The 21,443-nt window shown below is 44.8% G+C and carries 25 protein-coding genes and 1 riboswitch; of the genes, 20 read left to right on the top strand and 5 right to left on the bottom strand.

From position 1 onward, the window contains the following. Positions 1–14: 14 nt before the first annotated feature. The 3 genes from AC27IJ_RS07200 to AC27IJ_RS07190 all read right to left on the bottom strand — a co-directional run bounded on the left by AC27IJ_RS07200 (position 15) and on the right by AC27IJ_RS07190 (position 2,038). Positions 15–542: a nitroreductase family protein gene (locus tag AC27IJ_RS07200; RefSeq protein WP_312501226.1), complete on the bottom strand. Its 528-nt coding sequence runs from the start codon at positions 540–542 to the stop codon at positions 15–17. 279 nt (positions 543–821) lie between these two features. Continuing rightward, positions 822–1,829, bottom strand: coding sequence for an ABC transporter substrate-binding protein (locus tag AC27IJ_RS07195; RefSeq protein ID WP_312443163.1), 1,008 nt, complete (start codon positions 1,827–1,829; stop codon positions 822–824). A 77-nt stretch (positions 1,830–1,906) separates the two neighbouring features. Further along, on the bottom strand, positions 1,907–2,038 hold the full coding sequence (locus AC27IJ_RS07190; RefSeq protein WP_312443164.1) for a hypothetical protein: 132 nt from the start codon (positions 2,036–2,038) through the stop codon (positions 1,907–1,909). A 155-nt stretch (positions 2,039–2,193) separates the two neighbouring features. Between AC27IJ_RS07190 and AC27IJ_RS07185 the strand changes: the two genes are divergently transcribed. Both AC27IJ_RS07185 and AC27IJ_RS07180 read left to right on the top strand, forming a co-directional pair. Then, on the top strand, positions 2,194–3,003 hold the full coding sequence (locus AC27IJ_RS07185; RefSeq protein ID WP_312443165.1) for a Cof-type HAD-IIB family hydrolase: 810 nt from the start codon (positions 2,194–2,196) through the stop codon (positions 3,001–3,003). A gap of 85 nt (positions 3,004–3,088) precedes the next feature. Continuing rightward, positions 3,089–3,391, top strand: coding sequence for a YerC/YecD family TrpR-related protein (locus tag AC27IJ_RS07180; RefSeq protein WP_158419138.1), 303 nt, complete (start codon positions 3,089–3,091; stop codon positions 3,389–3,391). A 51-nt stretch (positions 3,392–3,442) separates the two neighbouring features. On the opposite strand, the gene AC27IJ_RS07175 is transcribed toward AC27IJ_RS07180, so the two are convergent. Then, a complete protein-coding gene (locus AC27IJ_RS07175) occupies positions 3,443–4,063 on the bottom strand; it encodes a DUF1836 domain-containing protein (protein ID WP_312443166.1) in 621 nt (206 codons plus the stop codon). A 261-nt stretch (positions 4,064–4,324) separates the two neighbouring features. Here AC27IJ_RS07175 and AC27IJ_RS07170 point away from each other — a divergent pair, with 261 nt between their 5' ends. From AC27IJ_RS07170 to spoVAE, 13 genes are all read left to right on the top strand, one after another. Further along, positions 4,325–4,708 (top strand): RidA family protein, encoded by a 384-nt coding sequence (locus AC27IJ_RS07170; protein WP_312443167.1) that lies wholly within the window; start codon positions 4,325–4,327, stop codon positions 4,706–4,708. 315 nt (positions 4,709–5,023) lie between these two features. Beyond that, the gene (locus AC27IJ_RS07165; protein WP_487148182.1) at positions 5,024–6,349 is read left to right on the top strand and encodes a bifunctional folylpolyglutamate synthase/dihydrofolate synthase; all 1,326 of its coding nucleotides are present in this window, start codon (positions 5,024–5,026) and stop codon (positions 6,347–6,349) included. Then, positions 6,342–6,482 carry a hypothetical protein gene (locus AC27IJ_RS07160; RefSeq protein ID WP_347844299.1) on the top strand — a complete coding sequence of 47 codons (141 nt, stop codon included), beginning with the start codon at positions 6,342–6,344 and terminating at the stop codon, positions 6,480–6,482. Before AC27IJ_RS07165 ends, AC27IJ_RS07160 begins: the two co-directional genes overlap by 8 nt. A gap of 11 nt (positions 6,483–6,493) precedes the next feature. Continuing rightward, entirely contained in the window at positions 6,494–7,810 is a 1,317-nt protein-coding gene (locus AC27IJ_RS07155) for a tetratricopeptide repeat protein (RefSeq protein ID WP_312443169.1), read from the top strand. Positions 7,811–8,040: 230 nt separating this feature from the next. Further along, positions 8,041–8,382 carry an STAS domain-containing protein gene (locus AC27IJ_RS07150; RefSeq protein ID WP_312443170.1) on the top strand — a complete coding sequence of 114 codons (342 nt, stop codon included), beginning with the start codon at positions 8,041–8,043 and terminating at the stop codon, positions 8,380–8,382. A 10-nt stretch (positions 8,383–8,392) separates the two neighbouring features. Continuing rightward, positions 8,393–8,827, top strand: a complete 435-nt coding sequence (gene spoIIAB / locus AC27IJ_RS07145) for an anti-sigma F factor (RefSeq protein WP_312501222.1) — start codon at positions 8,393–8,395, stop codon at positions 8,825–8,827. 5 nt (positions 8,828–8,832) lie between these two features. Continuing rightward, complete coding sequence (gene sigF, locus AC27IJ_RS07140; RefSeq protein ID WP_312443172.1) at positions 8,833–9,546, top strand: RNA polymerase sporulation sigma factor SigF; 714 nt, start codon at positions 8,833–8,835, stop codon at positions 9,544–9,546. 63 nt (positions 9,547–9,609) lie between these two features. Continuing rightward, positions 9,610–9,771: a hypothetical protein gene (locus AC27IJ_RS07135; RefSeq protein ID WP_166433172.1), complete on the top strand. Its 162-nt coding sequence runs from the start codon at positions 9,610–9,612 to the stop codon at positions 9,769–9,771. After that, positions 9,768–10,394 (top strand): stage V sporulation protein AA, encoded by a 627-nt coding sequence (locus tag AC27IJ_RS07130; RefSeq protein WP_487148177.1) that lies wholly within the window; start codon positions 9,768–9,770, stop codon positions 10,392–10,394. The genes AC27IJ_RS07135 and AC27IJ_RS07130 overlap by 4 nt, the downstream gene beginning before the upstream one ends. Beyond that, positions 10,381–10,809 carry a stage V sporulation protein AB gene (locus AC27IJ_RS07125; protein ID WP_334308357.1) on the top strand — a complete coding sequence of 143 codons (429 nt, stop codon included), beginning with the start codon at positions 10,381–10,383 and terminating at the stop codon, positions 10,807–10,809. The genes AC27IJ_RS07130 and AC27IJ_RS07125 overlap by 14 nt, the downstream gene beginning before the upstream one ends. An 86-nt stretch (positions 10,810–10,895) precedes the next feature. Next, positions 10,896–11,348, top strand: coding sequence for a SpoVA/SpoVAEb family sporulation membrane protein (locus tag AC27IJ_RS07120; protein ID WP_312443175.1), 453 nt, complete (start codon positions 10,896–10,898; stop codon positions 11,346–11,348). Positions 11,349–11,380: 32 nt separating this feature from the next. Then, entirely contained in the window at positions 11,381–12,400 is a 1,020-nt protein-coding gene (spoVAD, locus tag AC27IJ_RS07115; protein WP_312443176.1) for a stage V sporulation protein AD, read from the top strand. A gap of 86 nt (positions 12,401–12,486) precedes the next feature. After that, positions 12,487–12,843 carry a stage V sporulation protein AE gene (gene spoVAE / locus AC27IJ_RS07110; protein ID WP_312443177.1) on the top strand — a complete coding sequence of 119 codons (357 nt, stop codon included), beginning with the start codon at positions 12,487–12,489 and terminating at the stop codon, positions 12,841–12,843. Between the two features lie 80 nt (positions 12,844–12,923). Here the strand turns inward: spoVAE and AC27IJ_RS07105 are convergent, their stop codons facing one another. Next, positions 12,924–15,569, bottom strand: coding sequence for a transglycosylase domain-containing protein (locus tag AC27IJ_RS07105; protein WP_312443178.1), 2,646 nt, complete (start codon positions 15,567–15,569; stop codon positions 12,924–12,926). A 264-nt stretch (positions 15,570–15,833) separates the two neighbouring features. Here AC27IJ_RS07105 and AC27IJ_RS07100 point away from each other — a divergent pair, with 264 nt between their 5' ends. The 5 genes from AC27IJ_RS07100 (at position 15,834) to dapA (ending at position 21,365) form a co-directional block, all read left to right on the top strand. Continuing rightward, complete coding sequence (locus tag AC27IJ_RS07100; RefSeq protein ID WP_312501221.1) at positions 15,834–16,490, top strand: YigZ family protein; 657 nt, start codon at positions 15,834–15,836, stop codon at positions 16,488–16,490. Positions 16,491–16,667: 177 nt separating this feature from the next. Next, complete coding sequence (gene typA, locus AC27IJ_RS07095; RefSeq protein WP_312501220.1) at positions 16,668–18,509, top strand: translational GTPase TypA; 1,842 nt, start codon at positions 16,668–16,670, stop codon at positions 18,507–18,509. Between the two features lie 202 nt (positions 18,510–18,711). After that, entirely contained in the window at positions 18,712–19,338 is a 627-nt protein-coding gene (locus AC27IJ_RS07090; protein ID WP_312443181.1) for a single-stranded DNA-binding protein, read from the top strand. A gap of 180 nt (positions 19,339–19,518) precedes the next feature. Further along, entirely contained in the window at positions 19,519–20,022 is a 504-nt protein-coding gene (locus AC27IJ_RS07085; protein WP_312443182.1) for a cob(I)yrinic acid a,c-diamide adenosyltransferase, read from the top strand. Between the two features lie 23 nt (positions 20,023–20,045). Next, a riboswitch (Lysine riboswitch) is annotated at positions 20,046–20,219 on the top strand. Between the two features lie 261 nt (positions 20,220–20,480). After that, complete coding sequence (dapA, locus tag AC27IJ_RS07080; protein WP_312501218.1) at positions 20,481–21,365, top strand: 4-hydroxy-tetrahydrodipicolinate synthase; 885 nt, start codon at positions 20,481–20,483, stop codon at positions 21,363–21,365. The last annotated feature ends 78 nt before the right edge of the window (positions 21,366–21,443 follow it).

The following is a 21,443-nucleotide window of genomic DNA, read 5'->3' as shown; positions in this document are numbered from 1 at the left end:
ATATACACTGTAAACTAAAATTCTTTTCCGTATCCGTTTAACCATGCTCTATCTTCAAATGTTTTTTTTGTCACACCAGGATTTACTTCATCTGGTATTCCCAAAGGCATATAGATAACTACCGTTAAATCTTCCGGTACGCCAAGAAGATCCCCCATTTTTTTTGCTTTTTCTCCCTCAATCTGTCCCTCAACCCAGGTAGTTGAATATCCCTTTGCATTTATAGCCAATAGAATATTCTCAGCTGCGGCGGAGTAATCATGTATATGGTAGGAATTACCCTTATAGGAAATCGTCTCTTTTGTCAACAGAAGGATTGCTGCAGGTGCGGTAAGTGCCCATGAAGCACCATAAATAGTAGCTAGATTGTACACCGTCTTCTGATCATTTACTGCGATAAAACAAGTTGTCTGCTGATTGCAGCCAGAAGGAGCAGCCGCGCCGGCTTCCAGAATCTCTTTTAAATCGGTATCTGGTACATGATCCGGTTTGAATGTTTTACGATAACTCTTTCTTGTGAGGATTGCTTCCATTAAGTCCATTCTATCATGTCCTTTCCATCTTCCTGTTTTGATTGTGCTTCTTTGTAAAAGTATATCATATATTCCTATGTTTCGCGAGTATATTGTTCTTCTTATTTGACGCATTGTGCCATAGATGAACAGAACCGGGTTCCGCTTATGATAGGAAAGTACCTGGTTATGGAAGAAAAGGAGTAAACGATACTCTGATAGTTAGACACGGCCTCTTTTTCTGTGTCTACTATCAGGGTATCGTTTATTTTTATTATATAACTGATTGTAAGATATAAAAGATGGGATTTATTTTGCAGCCTTTTCCGAATAAACTGTGGTCACAAGGTTTTCATAGGGAACCCGTTCCTTCAATTGTCCGGACTCCTCCAGAATATTTTCCAGAAGCTCAAAGCTCTCTTTTTCAAACACGGTATCCTTTTTCCAGGTATCCTGTGCTTTATAGCGGTCAACGATTGCTGCTATGGTGGCTACGTCGGTTTCCTTAAATTGAGGCTGAATCACTTTTGCGATTTCTTCCGATGAATGGGAATTCACGTATTCCAGACCTTTTTGAATGGCATTGGTGAATTTCTGTATAATTTCCGGATTTTTTTCCAGATAGCTTTTCTTTGCACTGTAGGCAGTGTAAGGAATATAACCGGAATCAACGCCAAGAGAAGCCACAACGTGTCCGCTGCCTTCTTTTTCAAGCCCTGTGGCAAATGGTTCAAACTCCACGGTATAGTCCGCGTCATTGCTGGTAAATGCCGCAGCAGTCAGGCCAAAGTTTATGCTCTGGTCAATGGATAAGTCCGTGACAGGGTCGATGCCATTTTTTTTCAGGATATACTCAAAGACCATTTGCGGCATTCCCCCGGCTCTTCCGCCCAGTACCTTTTTGCCTTTTAGATCCGTCCATTTAAAGTCAGGCTGAGTGTTTCTTCCTACAAGAAAGTTTCCGGCTCTCTGGGTCAGCTGTGCGAAGTTGACGGCATAGTCTTTAGAGCCGTTTGCGTAAGTATAGATGCTGGCCTCAGAACCCATAAATCCGATATCGGCATCGCCTGATATCAGAGCAGTCATAACCTTGTCGGCGCCGGCCCCGTTGACTAAGGTTAAGTTAATGCCTTCATCCTCAAAATATCCCAGTTCAATGGCTGAATACTGGGGAGCGTAGAAGATGGAATGGGCAACTTCATTTAGTGTGACCGGAGTTAATTCAGATGCCTTTGCTTTTGAACCGCAGGCAGTCAGGCTAAGTAAAGAAGCTCCGGTGAGTATGGCCGCCAGAAAAAAGTGATAGGCTTTTCTCATAAAATCCTCCTTTGGGAAATCTTAATACTACATTTTATTATAAGAATATGGGAAGGTACTTTGTCTTACAAAATTTTTTATAATACCGTGGCACTGGCAGATATATGATAAAAAAGCGGTCTTATATGTTTTCTGGCCGTGGTTCTGCAGCTTGTCAGGGAGACAGCCAGCATGAATGCAACCAGGAATAAGGCGATTGTCTTTTTCATATCATTCTCCCTTTCTTAGTTTCTCCTAGTGGCATTGTATGAGGGGGGTCAGGCTGCCGTTCCGTCCATTTATATATTTCTGTATTTTAGGATGGAATAAGAAGAGAAACTGTGTTATACTGCTATAGTAAAATTTACAAAGCAGGAGAAATTCAATGGACTATCGGATGATTGTGCTGGATTTGGATGGGACGCTGACCAACGGTCATAAGGTAATCACACCCAGGACCAAAGAGGCACTTTTTGAATTAAAACAACAGGGCGGAATCATTGTACTAGCTTCCGGACGGCCTACTTACGGGGTGATGCCCCTTGCCAGAGAATTAAAGCTTCATGAGTCAGGAGGATACATTCTGTCCTTTAACGGAGGCCGCATTATTGATTGCAAAACCGGGGAAACGGTTTTTGCAAGGGAATTGCCTGTGTCCTCAAATTCCAGAATCATCCGCATGGCAAAGGAACATGGAGTGAACATCCTTACCTATGAGGATGATTTAATCATCACTCCCAATGCCGGGGATGAATATGTAGAAAAGGAATCAACCATCAACAAGCTGAAAGTAAAAGAAATCCAGGATATGGAGACTTATGTACAGTTTCCGGTAGTAAAATTCCTGATGCTTGATGAAGGTAACTACCTTGCCATGGTGGAACCAAAGGTAAAGGCAGCGTTAGGGCGTGATTACAGCGTTTACCGTTCGGAACCCTATTTTTTGGAGATACTTCCTAAAGGAGTTGACAAGGCGGCAAGCCTGGAGCGTCTGCTCATGAAGCTTGGCATGAGCAAGGATGAGATGATTGCCTGCGGAGACGGCTACAACGATTTGTCCATGATCCAGTATGCAGGCCTTGGCGTTGCTATGGAAAATGCAGTTCTCCCGGTGAAGCTGGCAGCCGATTATGTGACCCTTTCCAACAACGATGACGGAGTGGCTCATGTTATAGAAAAATTTATGCTTTCATGATGTCTCCGAAGGGTGGACTTTACAACTTTAGTATGTTAAAATGCAGCTAAGGGCAAAAACAAGAAAAAGGGGATTGATCGATATTATGAATAAAAAGATTAAGACAGATGCGGTAGACCATCTGTTTGAAGCCATTTTAACCTTAAAATCTTCAGAGGAGTGCTATACTTTTTTTGAAGATGTATGCACAGTCAATGAACTGTTAAGCCTATCCCAAAGGTATGAAGTGGCAAAGATGCTGAGGGAGGGCCGTACTTATCTGGAGATCGCAGAAAAGACTGGGGCGTCCACTGCAACTATCAGCCGTGTGAACCGCTCCTTAAATTATGGAAACGATGGATATGATATGGTGTTCAAGCGTTTAGAGGAAGAAAAAAGAGAAGGCTGAATAAAACAGGGGACAAGCCGTGATCCGGTGCTCGCCCCTGTTTTTTATATATCATTTTTTCTTCTTTATGTTTACGGGCTCTGTTTCTCTTAAATCATCAATGATCTGCTCAATAATCTGCTTCTTTAAATATACATCAAAGGAAAGCTCACAGATCCAGGAAAAGAGACGGAGATATTCCAGGTCATCTTTCTGGAGTCCTTTATCTTCAAAGGCCTTGCCGGCGTGCTCGTATTTTTGGATGATATCCTCCTTGATACGGCCGATTTCGCCTTCTACCTGAGAAAAAACTTCCCTGTAGATATCCTCCAAAGGGATCCCTTCCGAAGAATTAAAATGCTTTTCCGTAATGGGTCGGAAGAGCTGCTCAATGTCATGAAAAGAGAGAAGATTTTTAAAGTAATATATAAATATAAGCAGCAGAATGTGTTCTCTGGAATATTTCTTTTTATTAGGAGCCGGAAGGAGATTGTTCTTAGCATAATTATTGATCATGGTCTTGGTCAGGACCTTGTCCTCAGGATAGCGTTTCGTGTCCTTTAAGTGCTCATCCATGAAGGTAGTGACCTGATCCATGTACAGATCTATATTTGGAATGGTTTCCGGCCTGATGTGGTCTAAGGATTCCAGATGCTTCAGGATTTCCTGCATTCTTTCGTCGTTGGTCTTCATATGATTTCCTCTTTCCTGCCCATGCCTTTTGGGCATAAGGTATGCCCGCAGGGCGCCGACCTTCTGTACGGCGGCTGCCGCACATGAGGGATGGTCCCTTTGTCATATCATATTATATAGTATTCAATACCAGATGACAAGGGGGAAAAAGATATAATAGGCTAAATTTTTTTAAGAATACCTGAAAAAGTTTCTTGACTTTTGCGGAATGTGTGCTAATCTAGAATTATCAGAGAAATGAACGAAAGGAGACCCATCATTATGAAAAAAGTATTAGCAACAGAAAAAGCGCCGGCAGCAATCGGCCCATATTCTCAGGGCGTGCGTGGAGGCGATTACGTATTTATATCTGGACAGCTTCCCATTGACCCTGCCACCGGTGAATTTGCAGGTGACGATATCGTATCCCAGACAAAACAGTCATTGACAAACATCAAATCTATTCTGGAAAGCGAAGGCTTATCCATGGCTGACGTGGTTAAGACAACCGTTTTATTAAAGAATATCAGTGAGTTTGGAGCAATGAACGAAGTTTATGCATCCTTCTTTGAAGGAGAATGCCCGGCTAGAGCCGCATATGAAGTGGCAGCTCTTCCAAAGAACGCTCTGGTTGAAATCGAGGCAATCGCTTATTTCAGCAAATAATGAGCCAGGCGCAGGAATGAAGGTATTCCAGGGAGTACAGCACTTTGAAATGCTTGACAGTGTTTCAGAGGGCTTTGCTCTCTTTTTGTATTTCTGTAAACATAAGGCGTATTTCAAAGGCAGTTGTAGAAATAAAGGGCTTTTTGCGAAAGAAATTGGTTGCATATTGACGGACTTATATTATAATAAATTAGATAGTCCGTTTTTTTTCTTTGGCTCATCGGACTGCCGGTTTTCTGGAACCAGGCTGCATCCGGTTTGTGTTCATTATGAAAATCAGGCTTGAAATTACATATGGAAGCTGGTACTCTAACGATGAAGATTGACGAAACGGCAGAAGAATATCTGGGCCGGATTCCTATGTGGACCAGAAAGAAGAACTCTCTGGAAGATATCCGGAAATTCCTTTGTGAAATGGGGGAACCGGATGAAGGGATGAAAATTTTTCATGTGGCAGGTACCAATGGAAAAGGGTCGGTATGTGCATTTCTACAGTCTATTTTAAAGAAAGCAGGCTGCAGGGTGGGAACATTTACCTCCCCTCATCTGATTGAAATCAGAGAACGTTTCTGCATAAATGGAGAGATGGTATCGGAAAAGGTTTATGAAGAAAGCTATCAGACCGTGCGAATGCTTTCTGAGAATATGATGGAGAAAGGATATTGCCATCCGTCTTATTTTGAGTTTCTGTTTTATATGGCAATGGACATGTTCCATAAGACAGAAGTAGATATTGTAATTCTGGAAACCGGTCTTGGAGGAAGGTTGGACACGACCAATGTCATTAAGTCTCCTCTGGTGTCGGTGATTACCTCTATCAGCCTGGACCATACGGAATATTTGGGAGATACCATTGAAAAAATCGCATGGGAAAAGGCTGGAATTATAAAAAAAGGGGTGACCGTAGTTTTTGACGGAAACGACGGACAGGCTTCCCGGGTTATCCGCTGCAGAGCAGAGGAGCTTGGCTCTCCATTCTGTGAGGTGGACAGGCTGGGATATGAGATAACCGGATATGAAGATAAAGGCTGCAAGGCCAGATTTTTTAAAGCAGAAGGAGATTTTATTGAAGTCACCGTTCCGACCGTTGCGGAATATCAGGTGATGAATGCCTTCCTTTCGTTTAAAGCTCTTGAGGCGGCAGGGCTTAAGGAGGTCATGGGCCTGGAGATATTTAAAGAGCAGGTGAAAGAAGGAATTGCTAGCATGTACTGGCCGGGAAGAATGGAAGAAGTGCTTCCGGGAGTATATCTGGACGGAGCCCATAATCCGGGCGGTATCCAGGCTTTTGTCAGGGCAGCAGCCGGTTTGTGCGAAGCAGGGAAGAAACGGGCTGATCTTTTGTTCTCGTCAGTAACTGATAAGGATCACGATAAAATGATAAAGGAAATTGCAGGAACACTGCCTCTTGATCTAGTGGCGGTGACTCATATTCATTCGGAAAGAGGACTTGAAACGGATGTCCTGCTAAAAGAGTTTCAAAATGCCTGCGGCTGTAGTGTGGAAGGTTTTCAGACAGTGGAAGAGGCTGTTTTATACATGCTTCATAAAAAGGATGAAGGGCATCTGTTGTTTTGTGTGGGTTCTCTTTACTTGATGGGGGAGATAAAAGCGGTATTAAGGAGGAACGGATATGATTGATTTTGAAGCTGAGATTGACAGTTACAGGCCAAGCCTGGAGGTTGATGCAATTGAAGATGCCATTGTAAGAAGTGATTTGACGGATATGAATGACTTAATGATGGATCTTATAAAAGAAATCAACAAGGAATAGGCGGTTAAAATATGGATTATGAAAGAAAAACCCGGGTAATCGCAAACAGCTATTACAACATGGGGCTGGAACGGGCAAAGCTCAGGGATTTGTCAGGAGCTTCCGAATGCCTGAAAAAAAGCCTCCATTTTAACAAGTACAAGACAGAAGCAAGGAACCTTTTGGGGCTGATTTATTATGAGGTCGGAGAAGTGGGCGAGGCTCTTGTACAATGGGTAATCAGCATGAACTTACAGCCCGAAGGAAACCGTGCGGATGAATACCTCGGTGAGATACAGAGAAAATCAGGCTCCATGGAGACAGAGCGGCGCGCAGTCAGAAGATTCAACCAGGCCCTGGTCTACGCCCAGAGCGGCAGTGAGGATCTGGCGATCCTGCAGCTTAGCAAGGTTGTGGAAAGCAAGCCTAACTATGTGAAGGCCCAGCTTTTGCTGGCACTCCTTTGTATAGCCAGAGAGGATTATCAGAAGGCTGGTAAAGCCGTTTATAAGGTATTACAGATCGACCGCAATCATCCAAAGGCACTCTATTACAAGTCCCTGGTCAAGGATACGGCCGGGAATGGAAAAAGTGAGCGTGAACCGGAAAAAAGGAAGCTGAAAAATGTGCTTTCCCACAGGCAGATGGAAGATGACGATGTGATCATCCCCCCAAGCTATCGGGAGAACACCAAGGATCAGGCGGTGGGGAACATTCTTGCCGGACTTTTGCTGGGAGCGGCTGTAGTCTTTTTTCTGGTAATGCCGGCCAATACAAAATCCATTAATGAACTACATAATCAGGAAATATTAAAATACAGCGAACAGTTAAGCCAGGCCAACCAAAAAGCTGACAGCCTGACGGCACAGCTTGGATCCCTGGAAACAGAAAAAAAGACTGCAGAGGCTTCCTTAGCTTCTCTTACCAGTGATTCAGACAGTGTTCTGGCCCAGTATCAGGCCGTGATTGGAATCCTTCAGGCATATAAGAAAGATGACTTTCCGGCTTCTGTGAAGATTTATGCCGGGTTAAATCCGGATCTTATCACTTCCCCCGATGTCCAGGCAATCGTAGGTGAGATAAGAAAGGATATGGTGGAGAATGGCTGTCCGATTCTGGAGGGTCTTGGGGACAAGGCGATGGAGGCAGGGGATGCCCAAACTGCACTTGCTTACTACTTGAAATGCCTTGATTTAAAGCCGGCCAGCTGGCAGGCAAAATACAAGACGGCAGTCATTTATAAGGGAATGGACCAGAAAGAGCAGGCCAATGGGTTGTTCTCCGACATCATAAATAACAGCAAAGATGAAGAGCTATCTGCTAAGGCAAAATCAGAACGTGGTTTTTGACATAATTTACTTTGTGAAGGCAAGCAATGCGCAGCCTGAGCTTAGTAAATTAGTCGTTCGATGAACGAAAGTGAATCGAACTTCCTTAATTTTAGCTATTGAAAGACACTACAGAAGAGTAATTTTTTTTGTGGTGTCTTTTTTTCATTTTTCCGGGCCGTTTCCGGCGGCCGGGTGACGCTCTTTTTTGGTATTACGGACAGACAATAAGGAATGGAGGAGTATTGCATATGAATCAACCATACTTTACATATGAAGCAGAGGGGCAGACACTGATTGTCCATCTGCCGGAGGAGTTGGATCATCATAACTGTTCAGGGCTTAAATACGAAACCGATTTAATCCTTTCCGAGAACTATATCAGGCGCATTGTTTTTGATTTTTCAATGACCAGGTTCATGGATTCCTCGGGAATCGGTATCTTGCTGAACAGGTATAAGCAGATGGCTTTAAGCGGGGGAACCATAGCCATCTACGGTGCAGGACCCCAGGCTCTCCGCATTCTAAAAATAGGGGGGATATTAAAATTAATGAAATTATATGACTCTAAGGAAGCAGCAGTCACAGGTTGAGGAGGAACGTATGTCAGAACAGAATAAACCAGAAATTCTGAAAATGGAATTGGAAGCCCTGTCAAAGAATGAAGAATTTGCCAGAGTGGCAGTGGCAGTTTTTATGGCAAGATTGAATCCCACCCTGGAAGAGGTGGATGATGTAAAAACAGCCGTGTCGGAGGCAGTTACAAATGCAGTCATCCATGGATATCAGGGGAATGGAGGAATCATTTACCTGGAAGTGGGGATAGACGGCCAGGAAATTGCAGTAACCGTTCGGGATACGGGTATCGGAATTCCCGATATCAAGCTGGCCATGGAGCCTATGTATACCACAGATCCGGATGGAGAGCGGTCAGGCATGGGATTTTCCTTTATGGAAGCGTTTATGGATCAGGTGGAAGTAAAATCGGCGACCGGAGAGGGTACCGCCGTAACCATGAAAAAGAAGATTAACAGGTGAGCCTTATGGATGAGACCATGAGATTGATAGAAATGGCTCACGAAGGAGATAAAGCGGCAAGAGACCGGCTTGTGACCGACAACTTCGGGCTGGTTTGGAGCATTGTGCGCAGATTTACAGGGCGTGGTTATGAACCTGAGGATTTGTTTCAAATCGGCAGCATTGGCTTAATGAAAGCCATTGATAAATTCGACTTATCCTATGAGGTGAAATTTTCCACTTATGCGGTGCCCATGATAACAGGAGAGATCAAACGTTTTTTAAGAGACGACGGTATGATTAAGGTCAGCCGCTCCATAAAGGAAATGGGGCTTAAGGTGAAAAATGTCAGGGAAGAATTGGTATATCGTCTGGGAAGAGAGCCCACGGTGGAAGAAATTGCCGGAGAAATAGGGGCCAGCAAAGAAGAAGTGGCAGCTTCCATTGAGGCGGGAGCGGAAGTGGAATCCTTATACCGTTCCGTCAACAAAAATGACGAAAACAGCATTTTACTCATTGATAAAATTGAAGAAGAAAATTCTGCCCAGGAAGAACTATTAAACCGCATGGTACTTAGAGAACTTTTAACCGCGCTTTCCGACAAGGACCGGGAAATTATTATCAGGCGTTATTATTATAATGAGACTCAAAGTCAAATTGCGGCAAAGCTTGGAATATCCCAGGTTCAGGTTTCCAGACTGGAAAAAAAGATTTTAAAACAGATGCGGGAAAAAATGTAGAATAAAATAATTTTATACGGCTCATACTAGCTTTGAAAACCAGAGAAAAGGATGTGAGCACGTATGGAATCCATAAAACATAAGCTTGTCATGGCGCTTCTTGTATTATGCCTGATTGCAGTAGCCGCTGCTATCTGGTATATGATTGCGGTCATGCCGGATGGAACAGAAAAAGAAGGGACGCTGGTAGAAGCCATTCCGGGATGGGAGATGATGGTTTCATGAGCAAGACCGTTTATTTGAATATCAGCCAGATTACAGAGGTGCGGCACAAGGATATCCAGTTAAAGGATGTGGCGGATGTTTATTGCGACGATACGGCCATTATGAATAAGTGTAAAGCCCTTCGGATCAAAACCATCCATTTAGACCGCAACAAGCGGTATATAGAAAAAACTTTGGATGTAATCAAGAAACTGATGGAAATGGATTCGACTCTTCAGATCAATAACGTGGGAGAGGTAGACTTTATCATAGATTACCATAAGCCCAAATCTCCCATGTGGGTCTGGCAGTGGACCAAAACCATTTTTGTCTGTATCGTATGTTTCTGTGGTGCCTCCTTTGCCATAATGACCTTTAATAATGACGCCAGCGTTAAGGATGTTTTTAAGGAAATTTACCGGATCATCATGAAGCAGGAGTCCAGCGGATTCACGATTTTGGAGGTCAGTTATTCCATAGGACTGACTCTTGGAATTGTGGGATTCTTCAATCATTTCGCAAAATACAAGATCAATACCGATCCAACTCCGCTGGAGGTGGAAATGCGGCTTTATGAAGACAATATCAGTAAGACTCTGATCCAGAATGATGGAAGAAAGGAGACGGATATTGATGTTTCTTAGAGAAGTATTTCTTGTTTTTATTGGGCTCAGCGCTGGCGGCATAATAGCAGCCGGCGTTTTTGCATTTTTGGTAATTATTGGCATATTTCCAAGGCTGATCGGAGTGACCCACACAAAGAAGCATATTTTGCTCTTTGAGTCAGTTATCATTCTTGGCGGTGTCCTTGGGAATGTATGGGATATTTATGAAATTCCTATAGGGTTCGGCGGAAATCTGGCTCTTGGTATATATGGGCTTTCCGTAGGAATCTTTGTGGGCATTCTTGTCATGTCCCTTGCGGAGACTTTAAAAGCCCTGCCTGTAATCGGCCGTAGAATTCATCTGGCTGTTGGTCTGCAATATTTGATCCTTTCCCTGGGGCTTGGTAAATTGATCGGCTCTCTGATCTATTTTACAGCGAATTTTGGACAGTAGCATCAGGAAAGGATTTGCAGAATGTAGAAATGCCCAAAGGGCATACCTATATTGCCCGGAAAGCACGGGCGCAAAGGAGGAAAATAATGGAAGTAAACAAAAAAGCATATGAGGCTTATGTAAAACAGGTGACTCCGGTGCACAAAAGGTGGCCGGGGCTTATAAAGGCTTTTTTTGTGGGGGGAATTATATGTACCCTGGGACAGCTTGCTACAACTTTATTCATGAATGCAGGTCTGGAAAAGGAAGCGGCCTCTGCCTGGACCACTTTGGTACTGATTGCAGCCAGTGTTATCCTGACAGGATTTAACATTTACCCCAAGATTGTAAAATTTGGCGGAGCAGGAGCCCTGGTGCCGATCACGGGATTTGCCAATTCCGTTGTGGCTCCGGCTGTGGAATTTAAGGCAGAAGGCCAGGTGTTTGGTATCGGCTGTAAAATCTTTACCATTGCCGGTCCTGTTATATTATACGGGATATTAAGCTCCTGGATCCTTGGAATCATCGCCTATGTATTAAAGGCCTTTCAAATGCTGTAGGAATGAACCGGTCAGAGAAATGGAGAGAGAAAATGCAGATAGGAAAAGCAAGTGTTAAATTTGAAGAACCCCCGATTATTGAAAGCATGGCTTCCATAGTCGGTAAAAAAGAAGGTCAGGGTCCCCTGGGAAGTTTGTTCGATGTGGTAGAGCAGGATGACATGTTTGGAGCGGACAATTGGGAAAAGGCGGAGAGTGCCCTTCAGAAGCAGACGGCTGATCTGGCCATTGAAAAGGGGGATATCCGGAAAAAGGACCTCCGTTATTTGTTTGCAGGAGACTTACTGGGACAGCTGATCGCCACTTCCTTTGGAACGGTAGATTTGGAGATCCCCCTATTCGGTCTGTTCGGAGCCTGTTCTACTATGGGAGAAGCTCTTAATCTGGGAGCTATGACCGTGGCAGGAGGCTATGCGGATAAGGTCATGGCAATGGCTTCCAGCCATTTTGCAACGGCTGAAAAGCAATTTCGATTCCCTCTGGGATATGGAAGCCAGAGGCCGTTTTCTTCCTCATGGACTGTTACAGGCTGCGGTGCTGTGATACTCACCAAGCACAGGAAAGAAGGAATTGCTGCCATCACCGGAATCACCACCGGACGCATGGTGGATATGGGAATTAAGGATTCCATGAACATGGGAGCAGCCATGGCCCCTGCCGCCTTCCACACCATTCAGCAGAATTTTGATGATTTTCATGTGGATGAATCCTATTATGACAAAATTATCACAGGAGATTTAGGCCAGGTCGGCCGGACAATCCTGCTTGATTTTATGAAAAATAAAGGACATGATCTGGAAAAACTGCATACGGATTGCGGGATCGAGATATTTAACAGCGAAGACCAGGATACTCATGCAGGAGGAAGCGGCTGCGGATGTGCGGCTTCCACCCTTTGTTCTTATATACTTCCTAAGGTACAAAGCGGTACATGGAAACGGGTCCTGTTCGTGCCTACCGGAGCCCTCCTTTCCACAGTGAGCTTTAACGAAGGTGAAACGATCCCTGGAATTGCCCATGCAGTTGTGATCGAAAATATAGGAAACCTATAGCCCGCATTCATAATTTGGCGAAGAATTTCCGCCTAATTATGAATGGCATGGCGAACACAAGGAAAGTAAAAAGAAAGGAGACAGCCATGGATTACGTGAAAGCATTTTTAGTCGGAGGAGCGATCTGTGCCCTGGTGCAGATATTAATGGATAATACAAAACTGATGCCTGGCCGCATCATGGTTCTTCTGGTGGTAACCGGAAGCATCCTGGGCGCTATTGGTATCTACCAGCCCTTTTCCGACTGGGCAGGAGCCGGGGCTACGGTTCCCCTTCTGGGCTTTGGAAACACCTTATGGAAAGGCGTATGGAAGAGCATGGGAGAGGATGGATTTTTAGGGATTTTTAAAGGTGGATTTACTGCAAGCGCAGTAGGAATCTCCGGAGCGTTGATTTTCGGATACCTGGGATCTGTTATATTTAAGCCCAAGATGAAGAGCTGATATTACCAGGATGAAACGAAGTCCTGATACAAAAAGGGTGCCTCAAAAGCCGGTTTGGTTTTTGAGGCACCCTTTTTGTTTTAATACCAGGGAGGAATCTGCGTTGAGTTGCCAGGATTCTGGGGTACATATCCAGGTCCATACTGCTGTGGAATTCCGCCGGATGAATCTGAATTATCTCCCGGAGGAAGGATAATTGAGTTGGCAGAATGGATGGTGCAATAACCTGGCATTGCGTATTTGGAGTCATCCGTTGTCCCTTCTTCTCCCGCGGGAATTGCCATAAAGATTGCGGTGGTCCGTTCCGGACAATAAGGAGTTGGCAGACGGTGGGATACAGAGCAGACCGTTGCGCGTACATGATTGTTGCATACATCGGTTGGGACTGTACCTTTTGCAAAATACTCGGTGTATACCGCATTGCCTCTGGGGTCGTTGTTGCAGACGCCGGAGACTGCCAGCTTGCCGGATTTGCGGCAGATCTGAGCGGTTTCTATGCTGTCAGGCACTGGAAAGCCAGGATCGGACATTCCTTCATGGACCCTGGTCATGATCTTCCGCCAGATGGCTTTGTGGAAGGAGGCTCCTCCATTTTGTTTCGTAAGTTTCTGGTTATCGTCGCAGCCGGCCCAGATACCAGCGGTATAATAGGGAGTAAAGCCTACGAACCAGATATCATTGTTTGCGGAGGTGGTACCACTTTTTCCTGCTCCTGACATGCCGGGAATGTTAGCAGAGGCGCTGGTGGAACTTGGTCCCGAGCTTGAGAATTTTCTGCTGCTTTCCATGGAACCGGCCATGGCATCGGTTAAAAGGAATGCGGTGGAATCCTTTAATACCCGGTGAGTTTCCGGTGTATTGTCAATTAACACCTTTCCGTCATGATCCAGTATTCTGCTAAAGAATATAGGCTTTTTATAAACGCCTCCGTTTGCTATGGTGGCAAAGGAGCCGGTCAGTTCTAAGTTGGAAACGCCGGTGGTGATTCCTCCCAGGGCCAGGGCCGCATTATAATCGGTATCGGTTAAGGAGGTAATTCCGAAATTCTTGGCGTATTCCACACCGAGCTGTGGCGTTACAGTTTCCATCAGGCAGCGGACAGCCACGATGTTCATGGAATAGATAATTCCGTCACGTATGCTGGAGTAGCCTTGATAGCCGGAGCTGTACCAGTTGGAGAAGGTCTTATTGCCCACCGTATAGACGGAATCGTAATAAACAGATCCCAGGGTGGCTCCGCAGGTGTCCATGGCCGGTGCAAAGGCCGTCAGAATCTTAAAGGTGGAGCCTGGCTGACGGTATGTGTTGCTGGCCCGGTTTAAAGTTAAGCTGGCTGTTTTCTGCCCACGCCCGCCGCTTATGGCTTTTACTTCCCCGGTTTTCTGGTCCATGAGGACAAAGGAAGCCTGGGGCTGCAGCGTCTTATGAAGGCTTTCTCCCAGAATGGTATCCCCTTCTTTTAAAAGATAAGTCTTGTATCCGTCAATATCAGCCTGGATCGCCTCTTCGGTATTATATAAGCCGTCAAATCCAGTATCCCCGTTTTCCTTGTGATAACGTTTTATATTTTCCTCAGAGTAATGGGTGGTCGTTCCATCCTTATGGGTTACGGACAGCCGGTATTCTATGGAATATCTGGCAGCGGAATAGTTCTCAGGACTGTTGATTTCATCGTCCACAATGGACTGGATCTTAGGGTCCTGGGTGGTATAGATAGACAGGCCGCCGCTGTAAAGCATGTTGTGGGCCTGGGTGTCTGTGTATCCTAACTGGTCCTTCATGGCTTTTTTGACCTGCTCTACCAGTTCATCCGTAAAATAGCTGTAAGGGGTGGAAGTCTCCTTGGTAGCGGTATCTACGTTCTGGATCCTGGAATAGACGTCATCGGACAGCGCCTGATCCTCTTCCTGCTTTGTGATATATCCCTGGTCATGCATATATTGAAGAATTACCTTCTGCTTGTCCGAATTGGCTTTTTGCCCTGCGATCGGGTTAAACTTTGAGGGGTTCTGGGTGATCCCTGCAAGGACCGCACATTCTGATAATGTCAAGTCCGTTACGCTCTTATTGAAATATCTTCTGGCAGCCACCTTAACTCCCAGGGAATTGTTGCCCAGGTTAATGGTATTTAGATAATTGGTTATGATCTGCTCTTTGGACATGGCATTATCCAGCTCGACGGCTAAAAACCATTCCTGCAGCTTTCGTTCCAGCCGTTCCCCAAAGCTCTTTTCCATGCCGCCTCCAAAGACGCTGTTTTTAATCAGCTGCTGGGTAATGGTGCTTCCCCCGCCTGCGGAGGAATCCCCTGTCAGCACGCCTTTAACGGCACGGAGAATGGAACGTAAATCGATTCCATTGTGCTCCCAGAACCGGGAATCTTCATAGGAAACAAAAGCATTAACGAGATTCTTCGGAAGTTCCTCATAACTGGCTTCCTCCCGGTTGGAACCTGCGGTTACCAAGGTTTCAGTGACGTTGCCGGCACTGTCATAGACTGTTGATGCATATTCGTTAGGAACAATGGTTGCAATATCCACGTCAGGAGCATTGTCTATGATTCCTTTTACCATGCCAAAACAGATGCTGGCAGCAACAATACTGCCAAATAAGCATAGTACAAATAGACTCTTAAAAAAGGCAAGAAAGACCTTTGTGGTATATTTCCTTGCTTTTGAATTGGCAGATCTGATCTTTTTCTCTGTTGATTGTTTGCCGTAATTCATAGGAAATCTCCTTTCCACTTTACTGTCCATGTTTTTTGGGCATAAAGGTATACCCGCAGGGTGTTTCCACTTTATTACCCATATTTTTGGGCATAAAGGTATGCCTGCAAGGTGTTACCGGTACATTATACCAAAAATTGTCGTGCAATTCAACACCTACCATTTTTGGAGATAATCGGGCAAAATATACATGAAAGCTTGCCTGGTTCTGTACTTTTGGGTATAATAGGGGTGGTCGGTTAAAAAGTAGAAATGAGGAAATTTATGAGAAAGGCCTATAGAATTTTGTATCAGGGCGGCACAGGGGAAATTATGGAGAAAAAGTCCCGGTTCATTGCTAATTTAAAGCCTGTGGAAACAGAGGGAGAAGCGCTGGCTTTTATAGAGGAAACCAGAAAAAAATATTGGGATGCAAGACATAACTGCTATGCCTGGATTCTGGGAAAAGGCGGGGAAGAGAGGCGTTTAAGTGATGACGGGGAGCCCAGCCAGACAGCTGGAAAACCAATGATGGATGTTCTGGAAGGTGAAAAGCTTGTAAACCTCTGCGCGGTGGTGACCCGTTACTTTGGAGGGACTCTTCTTGGAACTGGAGGCCTGGTAAGAGCTTATTCAAAAGCGGTGCAGGAGGGGCTAAAGTCCTGTACGGCTTTAACTGTGGAACCGGCGGTGAAGCTTTCCGTTACTACGGATTATAACGGCATTGGAAAGATCCAGTATCTTCTGGGACAGCGGGAGATCACGACCCTTGGCACCGAATATACGGACCGGGTAGAGCTTACTGCCCTGGTTCCTGATGAGACCCTGGATAAGCTTCGGTCTGACATCACAGAGATGACAGGCGGGAGAGCAGGACTCCTTTTATCAGGAGAGGTCTACTACGGCATTTTTAATAAAGAAGTGGTTTTGTTTCCAGGGTGAGAACTGGATGGCAATCATATGAAACTCTAAAAATTGTCGAAAAACAGGAAAAAATCTTGCAATATGAAATATTGGATGTTATACTGAATAATTGTGATAATGTTAATGAGACTAAGGGCGTATCAGGTCCTTAGTTTTTTATGCTTTGTTTAAAGAAGAGAAAGAAGAGTACAGTTTATGAAAATGAAAAGAGAAGACGTCAGAAATGTGGCGATTATTGCCCACGTCGATCATGGTAAAACAACGCTGGTGGACGCACTGCTTAAGCAAAGCGGAATATTCCGTGAGAATCAGGAAGTCATGGAGCGTGTAATGGATTCCAATGATATTGAAAGAGAGCGGGGAATCACCATTTTATCCAAGAATACAGCCGTTCATTACAACGGAACCAAGATCAATATCATTGATACCCCTGGCCATGCGGATTTCGGTGGCGAAGTGGAGCGTGTTTTAAAGATGGTAAACGGTGTAATCCTGGTTGTGGATGCCTATGAAGGGGTTATGCCTCAGACGAAGTTCGTACTTCGGAAGGCACTTGAACTGGGGCTGTCTGTGGTAACCTGCATCAATAAGATTGACCGTCCGGAAGCAAGACCCATGGAGGTAGAGGAAGAAGTATTGGAGCTCCTTATGGACCTTGATGCCAGTGAAGAACAGCTTGACTGCCCTTTTGTCTTTGCTTCTGCAAAAGCCGGATTTGCCAAAAAAGAGCTTGATGATACGGAAACTGACATGGCTCCCTTGTTTACGACCATCATCGATCATATACCGGCTCCGGAAGGAGACCCGGATGCATCTACCCAGCTCCTTATCAGCACCATTGACTACAATGAATACGTCGGACGTATCGGCGTGGGCAAGGTAGATAACGGTCGTATCAGAGTGAACCAGGAGTGTGTGATTGTAAACCACCATGATCCGGATAAATTCCGTAAGGTAAAGGTGGGTAAGCTGTATGAATACGAAGGCCTTAACAAGGTAGAGGTACAGGAAGCCACCATCGGTGCCATTGTTGCCATTTCCGGGATTGCGGATATCCACATTGGTGACACCCTTTGCTCTCCGGAAAATCCGGAGGCAATTCCGTTCCAGAAGATCTCAGAGCCTACGATTGCCATGAATTTCATGGTAAATGACAGCCCTCTTGCCGGACAGGAAGGAAAATACATTACATCCCGCCATATCAGGGAACGTTTATTCAGGGAATTGAATACGGATGTCAGCCTCCGGGTGGAGGAGACCGATTCTCCGGACTGCTTTAAAGTTTCCGGCCGCGGGGAGCTTCATCTGTCTGTTTTGATCGAGAACATGAGAAGAGAAGGCTTTGAATTCGCGGTCAGCAAGGCAGAGGTTTTGTATCATTTTGATGAGAGGAACCACAAGCTGGAGCCCATGGAGATCGCCTATGTTGACGTACCGGAGGAATTTACCGGAGCTGTTATCCAAAAGCTTACAAGCCGTAAGGGAGAGCTTCAGGGCATGAGTCCTGCCAATGGAGGCTATACAAGGCTGGAGTTTGCAATTCCTTCCAGAGGCTTAATCGGTTATCGTGGAGAATTCATGACGGATACAAAAGGAAACGGAATCATGAATACCTCATTCGACGGCTATGCGTCCTATAAAGGAGAATTATCCTACCGTAAGACAGGATCCCTGATCGCTTATGAGTCAGGTGAATCCATTACCTACGGCCTGTTTGGCGCTCAGGAAAGGGGAAGCCTGTTTATCGGGCCTGGAGTTAAGGTTTATTCAGGCATGGTTATAGGACAGAATCCAAAGGCAGAAGATATCGAAATTAATGTGTGTAAGACGAAAAAGCTGACCAACACCCGTTCCTCCAGTGCGGATGAGTCTCTTAAGCTGACTACCCCAAGAGAGATGAGCCTGGAGCAGTGCCTTGACTTTATTGATATCGATGAGCTGCTGGAAATCACCCCTGCAAACCTTCGGGTCAGAAAGAAAATTTTAGATCCTACCATGAGAAAAAGGTCTTCTCTTAATAAAAAATCATTGACGTAATTTGTAGTATAAAGGAGGATGTTGCCTGCATAAGCCGAAAATTCGGCAAAGATGCGGCAACCTCCTTTTTTTTCGGCGTTTTCTGCCCTGATCTGTCGATATTTTTGGATTGCTTTCTGGCATTTTACAGGATTCTATCACATAAATTTAATATTAGCTGTGAAGCATATTAGCAAATAAGTGAAAGAAGAGGGGAAATACAATGTCAGAAAAAATGATTGAAAACAACAAAGTGAGCGTCATCGGAGAGATCGTCTCCGGCTTCACCTTCAGCCATGAAGTATTTGGAGAAGGATTCTATATGGTGGATGTTGCGGTAAATCGTCTTAGCGAACAGGCAGATATCATACCGCTCATGATTTCAGAACGCCTTATTGACGTAGAAGGGGATTACTCAGGCTTAACTATCGAATCCATAGGCCAGTTCCGTTCCTATAACCGTCATGAAGGTACAAAGAACCGGCTGGTGCTTTCTGTCTTTGTGAGAGAAGTTCATTTTATAGAAGAATTTACGGATTATACAAAGACCAATCAAATTTTTCTGGATGGATACATATGCAAAGCTCCCATTTACAGAAAAACGCCTTTGGGAAGGGAAATTGCGGACCTGCTTCTTGCGGTTAACCGCCCATATGGAAAATCAGATTACATACCCTGCATCGCATGGGGGAGAAATGCCAGATATGCTTCCGGATTCACAGTAGGAACAAGAGTAAAAGTATGGGGAAGGGTCCAGAGTAGGGAATACACCAAAAAGTTAAGTGAGACAGAGTGTGAAAAAAGAGTGGCTTATGAGGTATCGGTCAGCAAACTGGAGTGTGCGGAATAGAAGCTGTTATTTATAAATGTAAGGAACGCCTTTCAGGCATATTTATATGCCTGGAAAGTATAAGTAATAATTAAGGAAATGGTAAGAAAACTTGCAAAAAAATTAAAATTATGATACGATAAGCAGGTTCTAACATAATATGTAAATAATTGCTTTTTAGCTGTTATGAGGTGCTGAAGGATGAATAGAGGTGCAATACAGGTTATATGCGGGGAAGGAAAAGGAAAGACTGCGGCCGCGATGGGTATGGGAATCGGTGCTCTGACCAAGAACAGAACTGTAATCATGATACAGTTTTTAAAGGGCTGCTCCGGCCGGGATTCATTTGATATTATGAAACGCCTGGAGCCTGAGATGAAAATATTCCGGTTTGAAAAGTCCGATGGTTTTTTTGAAAGCCTCTCCAGAGAACAGCAGGAAGAGGAGCGGATGAATATCCGCAACGGCCTGAATTTTGCCAGAAAGGTCGTATCAACGGGAGAATGCGATATGCTGATCCTGGATGAGATCCTTGGACTCCTGGACCAGAAAATCATAGAAGCAGAGGAGCTTTCAAAGCTGCTTCAGTCCAAAGTTGATGATATGGAGGTCATATTAACCGGTAAGGTATTTCAAAAGGAAATAGAACCTTATGTAGATAGTATTCTGGAAATCAACCATGTTAAAGTTGACAATATAAAATAATAATGATAGTATGGTAACATACATATTAGAGTAGAGGTTGCGTAGCTTATAAGTACTCTGTCCGATGTATCAGGTACAGACGAGGGCAGGGGGAAGGAAGAGACGCCGAAGAAGGGTATGGCCTGAGCATACTATTCTGGGCATATGGTTAAGAGCCATATGACTGTCATCCTTTTGGATGGGGAGCTACTTAAAGAAAGATGAGATTACCAGATTCTGAACTTTAAGAGCTGACCCTGTTGTCAGCTCTATTTTTAATTCATAGGAGATTACTTCCTTCGAATTAAAAAATGCTCCGATATGGATGTGCACGACCAACAAATGCAGTATGGCTGCTGAATCAGCTGCGCTCCGGCGTGAGAGCCTGCTTTTTAAGCTCAGTGTTTAGCGGCATAGACAACTGCGGGCCGGATGAAAATTTACTGTGTATGAAGAAAAAGAATCAGGAGGATGATATCATGGCAATTTTTGAGGGAGCAGGTGTAGCGCTTGTCACACCATTCAAGGAAAACAGAGATGTAAACTATGAGAAGCTGGAGGAGTTGGTAGAAGAACAGGTCGCTTTGGGAACGGACTCTATCATTGTATGCGGTACAACGGGCGAGGCGTCCACCATGACCCATGAAGAGCATTTGGACGTGATCAAATACGTTTGCCAGATAACGAAAAAGCGGATTCCGGTCATTGCAGGAACCGGTTCTAATTGTACGGACACGGCGCTTTACCTGTCTGAAGAAGCAGAAAAGCACGGTGCGGACGGGCTTCTTCTTGTGTCTCCCTACTATAATAAGGCTACTCAGAATGGTCTGAAGGCTCACTTTAAGGCGATTGCTGATGCGGTGAGGATTCCCATTCTTCTGTATAATATTCCGGCAAGAACCGGGGTAAACATTGCGGCTGAAACCATAGCGGATTTGTGCTTAAATGTCTCCAACATTGTAGGGGTAAAGGAAGCCAGCGGCAATTTTTCAGCCATTGCGGACTTAATGAACCTTACGGACGGCCGTGTGGATTTATATTCCGGCAATGACGATCAGATCGTCCCCATGCTGTCCCTGGGAGGAAAAGGTGTTATTTCCGTTCTTTCCAACATTGCACCCGCCCAGACTCACGAAATCTGTGAGACTTATTTTAAGGGAGATGTAAAACGGAGCGCAGCACTTCAACTGGCTGCCATTCCTCTCATCAATGCCTTGTTCTGCGAGGTCAATCCGATTCCGGTTAAGGCTGCCTTAAATCTTATGGGAAAGAATGCAGGGCCTATGCGTCTGCCCCTTACTGAGATGGAACCTAAGAACCAGGACCGCTTAAAACAAGCCATGATAGAGTATGGAATTTTGTAATCGGTAAACGATATGCCTATGGAGGAAACACTCTGCGAGTATACCTTTATGTCCAAAAAGCGTGGGCAGGAAAGAGGA

This window comes from Lacrimispora sp. YZC11, assembly GCF_057543815.1.
This window is presented reverse-complemented; position numbering and strand designations above follow the sequence as displayed.

Excerpts from the sequence above, each read along its gene's own strand:
- sigF (WP_312443172.1), top strand. The coding sequence starts at position 8,833 with ATGGATGAGACCATGAGATTGATAGAAATGGCTCACGAAGGAGATAAA.
- spoVAD (WP_312443176.1), top strand. The coding sequence starts at position 11,381 with ATGCAGATAGGAAAAGCAAGTGTTAAATTTGAAGAACCCCCGATTATT.
- AC27IJ_RS07155 (WP_312443169.1), top strand. The coding sequence starts at position 6,494 with ATGGATTATGAAAGAAAAACCCGGGTAATCGCAAACAGCTATTACAAC.
- AC27IJ_RS07085 (WP_312443182.1), top strand. The coding sequence starts at position 19,519 with ATGAATAGAGGTGCAATACAGGTTATATGCGGGGAAGGAAAAGGAAAG.
- AC27IJ_RS07170 (WP_312443167.1), top strand. The coding sequence starts at position 4,325 with ATGAAAAAAGTATTAGCAACAGAAAAAGCGCCGGCAGCAATCGGCCCA.
- AC27IJ_RS07120 (WP_312443175.1), top strand. The coding sequence starts at position 10,896 with ATGGAAGTAAACAAAAAAGCATATGAGGCTTATGTAAAACAGGTGACT.
- AC27IJ_RS07135 (WP_166433172.1), top strand. The coding sequence starts at position 9,610 with ATGGAATCCATAAAACATAAGCTTGTCATGGCGCTTCTTGTATTATGC.
- AC27IJ_RS07165 (WP_487148182.1), top strand. The coding sequence starts at position 5,024 with ATGAAGATTGACGAAACGGCAGAAGAATATCTGGGCCGGATTCCTATG.
- AC27IJ_RS07175 (WP_312443166.1), bottom strand. The coding sequence starts at position 4,063 with ATGAAGACCAACGACGAAAGAATGCAGGAAATCCTGAAGCATCTGGAA.
- spoVAE (WP_312443177.1), top strand. The coding sequence starts at position 12,487 with ATGGATTACGTGAAAGCATTTTTAGTCGGAGGAGCGATCTGTGCCCTG.
- dapA (WP_312501218.1), top strand. The coding sequence starts at position 20,481 with ATGGCAATTTTTGAGGGAGCAGGTGTAGCGCTTGTCACACCATTCAAG.
- AC27IJ_RS07150 (WP_312443170.1), top strand. The coding sequence starts at position 8,041 with ATGAATCAACCATACTTTACATATGAAGCAGAGGGGCAGACACTGATT.
- AC27IJ_RS07200 (WP_312501226.1), bottom strand. The coding sequence starts at position 542 with ATGGACTTAATGGAAGCAATCCTCACAAGAAAGAGTTATCGTAAAACA.
- spoIIAB (WP_312501222.1), top strand. The coding sequence starts at position 8,393 with ATGTCAGAACAGAATAAACCAGAAATTCTGAAAATGGAATTGGAAGCC.
- AC27IJ_RS07160 (WP_347844299.1), top strand. The coding sequence starts at position 6,342 with ATGATTGATTTTGAAGCTGAGATTGACAGTTACAGGCCAAGCCTGGAG.
- AC27IJ_RS07190 (WP_312443164.1), bottom strand. The coding sequence starts at position 2,038 with ATGAAAAAGACAATCGCCTTATTCCTGGTTGCATTCATGCTGGCTGTC.
- AC27IJ_RS07195 (WP_312443163.1), bottom strand. The coding sequence starts at position 1,829 with ATGAGAAAAGCCTATCACTTTTTTCTGGCGGCCATACTCACCGGAGCT.
- AC27IJ_RS07105 (WP_312443178.1), bottom strand. The coding sequence starts at position 15,569 with ATGAATTACGGCAAACAATCAACAGAGAAAAAGATCAGATCTGCCAAT.
- typA (WP_312501220.1), top strand. The coding sequence starts at position 16,668 with ATGAAAATGAAAAGAGAAGACGTCAGAAATGTGGCGATTATTGCCCAC.
- AC27IJ_RS07100 (WP_312501221.1), top strand. The coding sequence starts at position 15,834 with ATGAGAAAGGCCTATAGAATTTTGTATCAGGGCGGCACAGGGGAAATT.
- AC27IJ_RS07130 (WP_487148177.1), top strand. The coding sequence starts at position 9,768 with ATGAGCAAGACCGTTTATTTGAATATCAGCCAGATTACAGAGGTGCGG.
- AC27IJ_RS07180 (WP_158419138.1), top strand. The coding sequence starts at position 3,089 with ATGAATAAAAAGATTAAGACAGATGCGGTAGACCATCTGTTTGAAGCC.
- AC27IJ_RS07090 (WP_312443181.1), top strand. The coding sequence starts at position 18,712 with ATGTCAGAAAAAATGATTGAAAACAACAAAGTGAGCGTCATCGGAGAG.
- AC27IJ_RS07185 (WP_312443165.1), top strand. The coding sequence starts at position 2,194 with ATGGACTATCGGATGATTGTGCTGGATTTGGATGGGACGCTGACCAAC.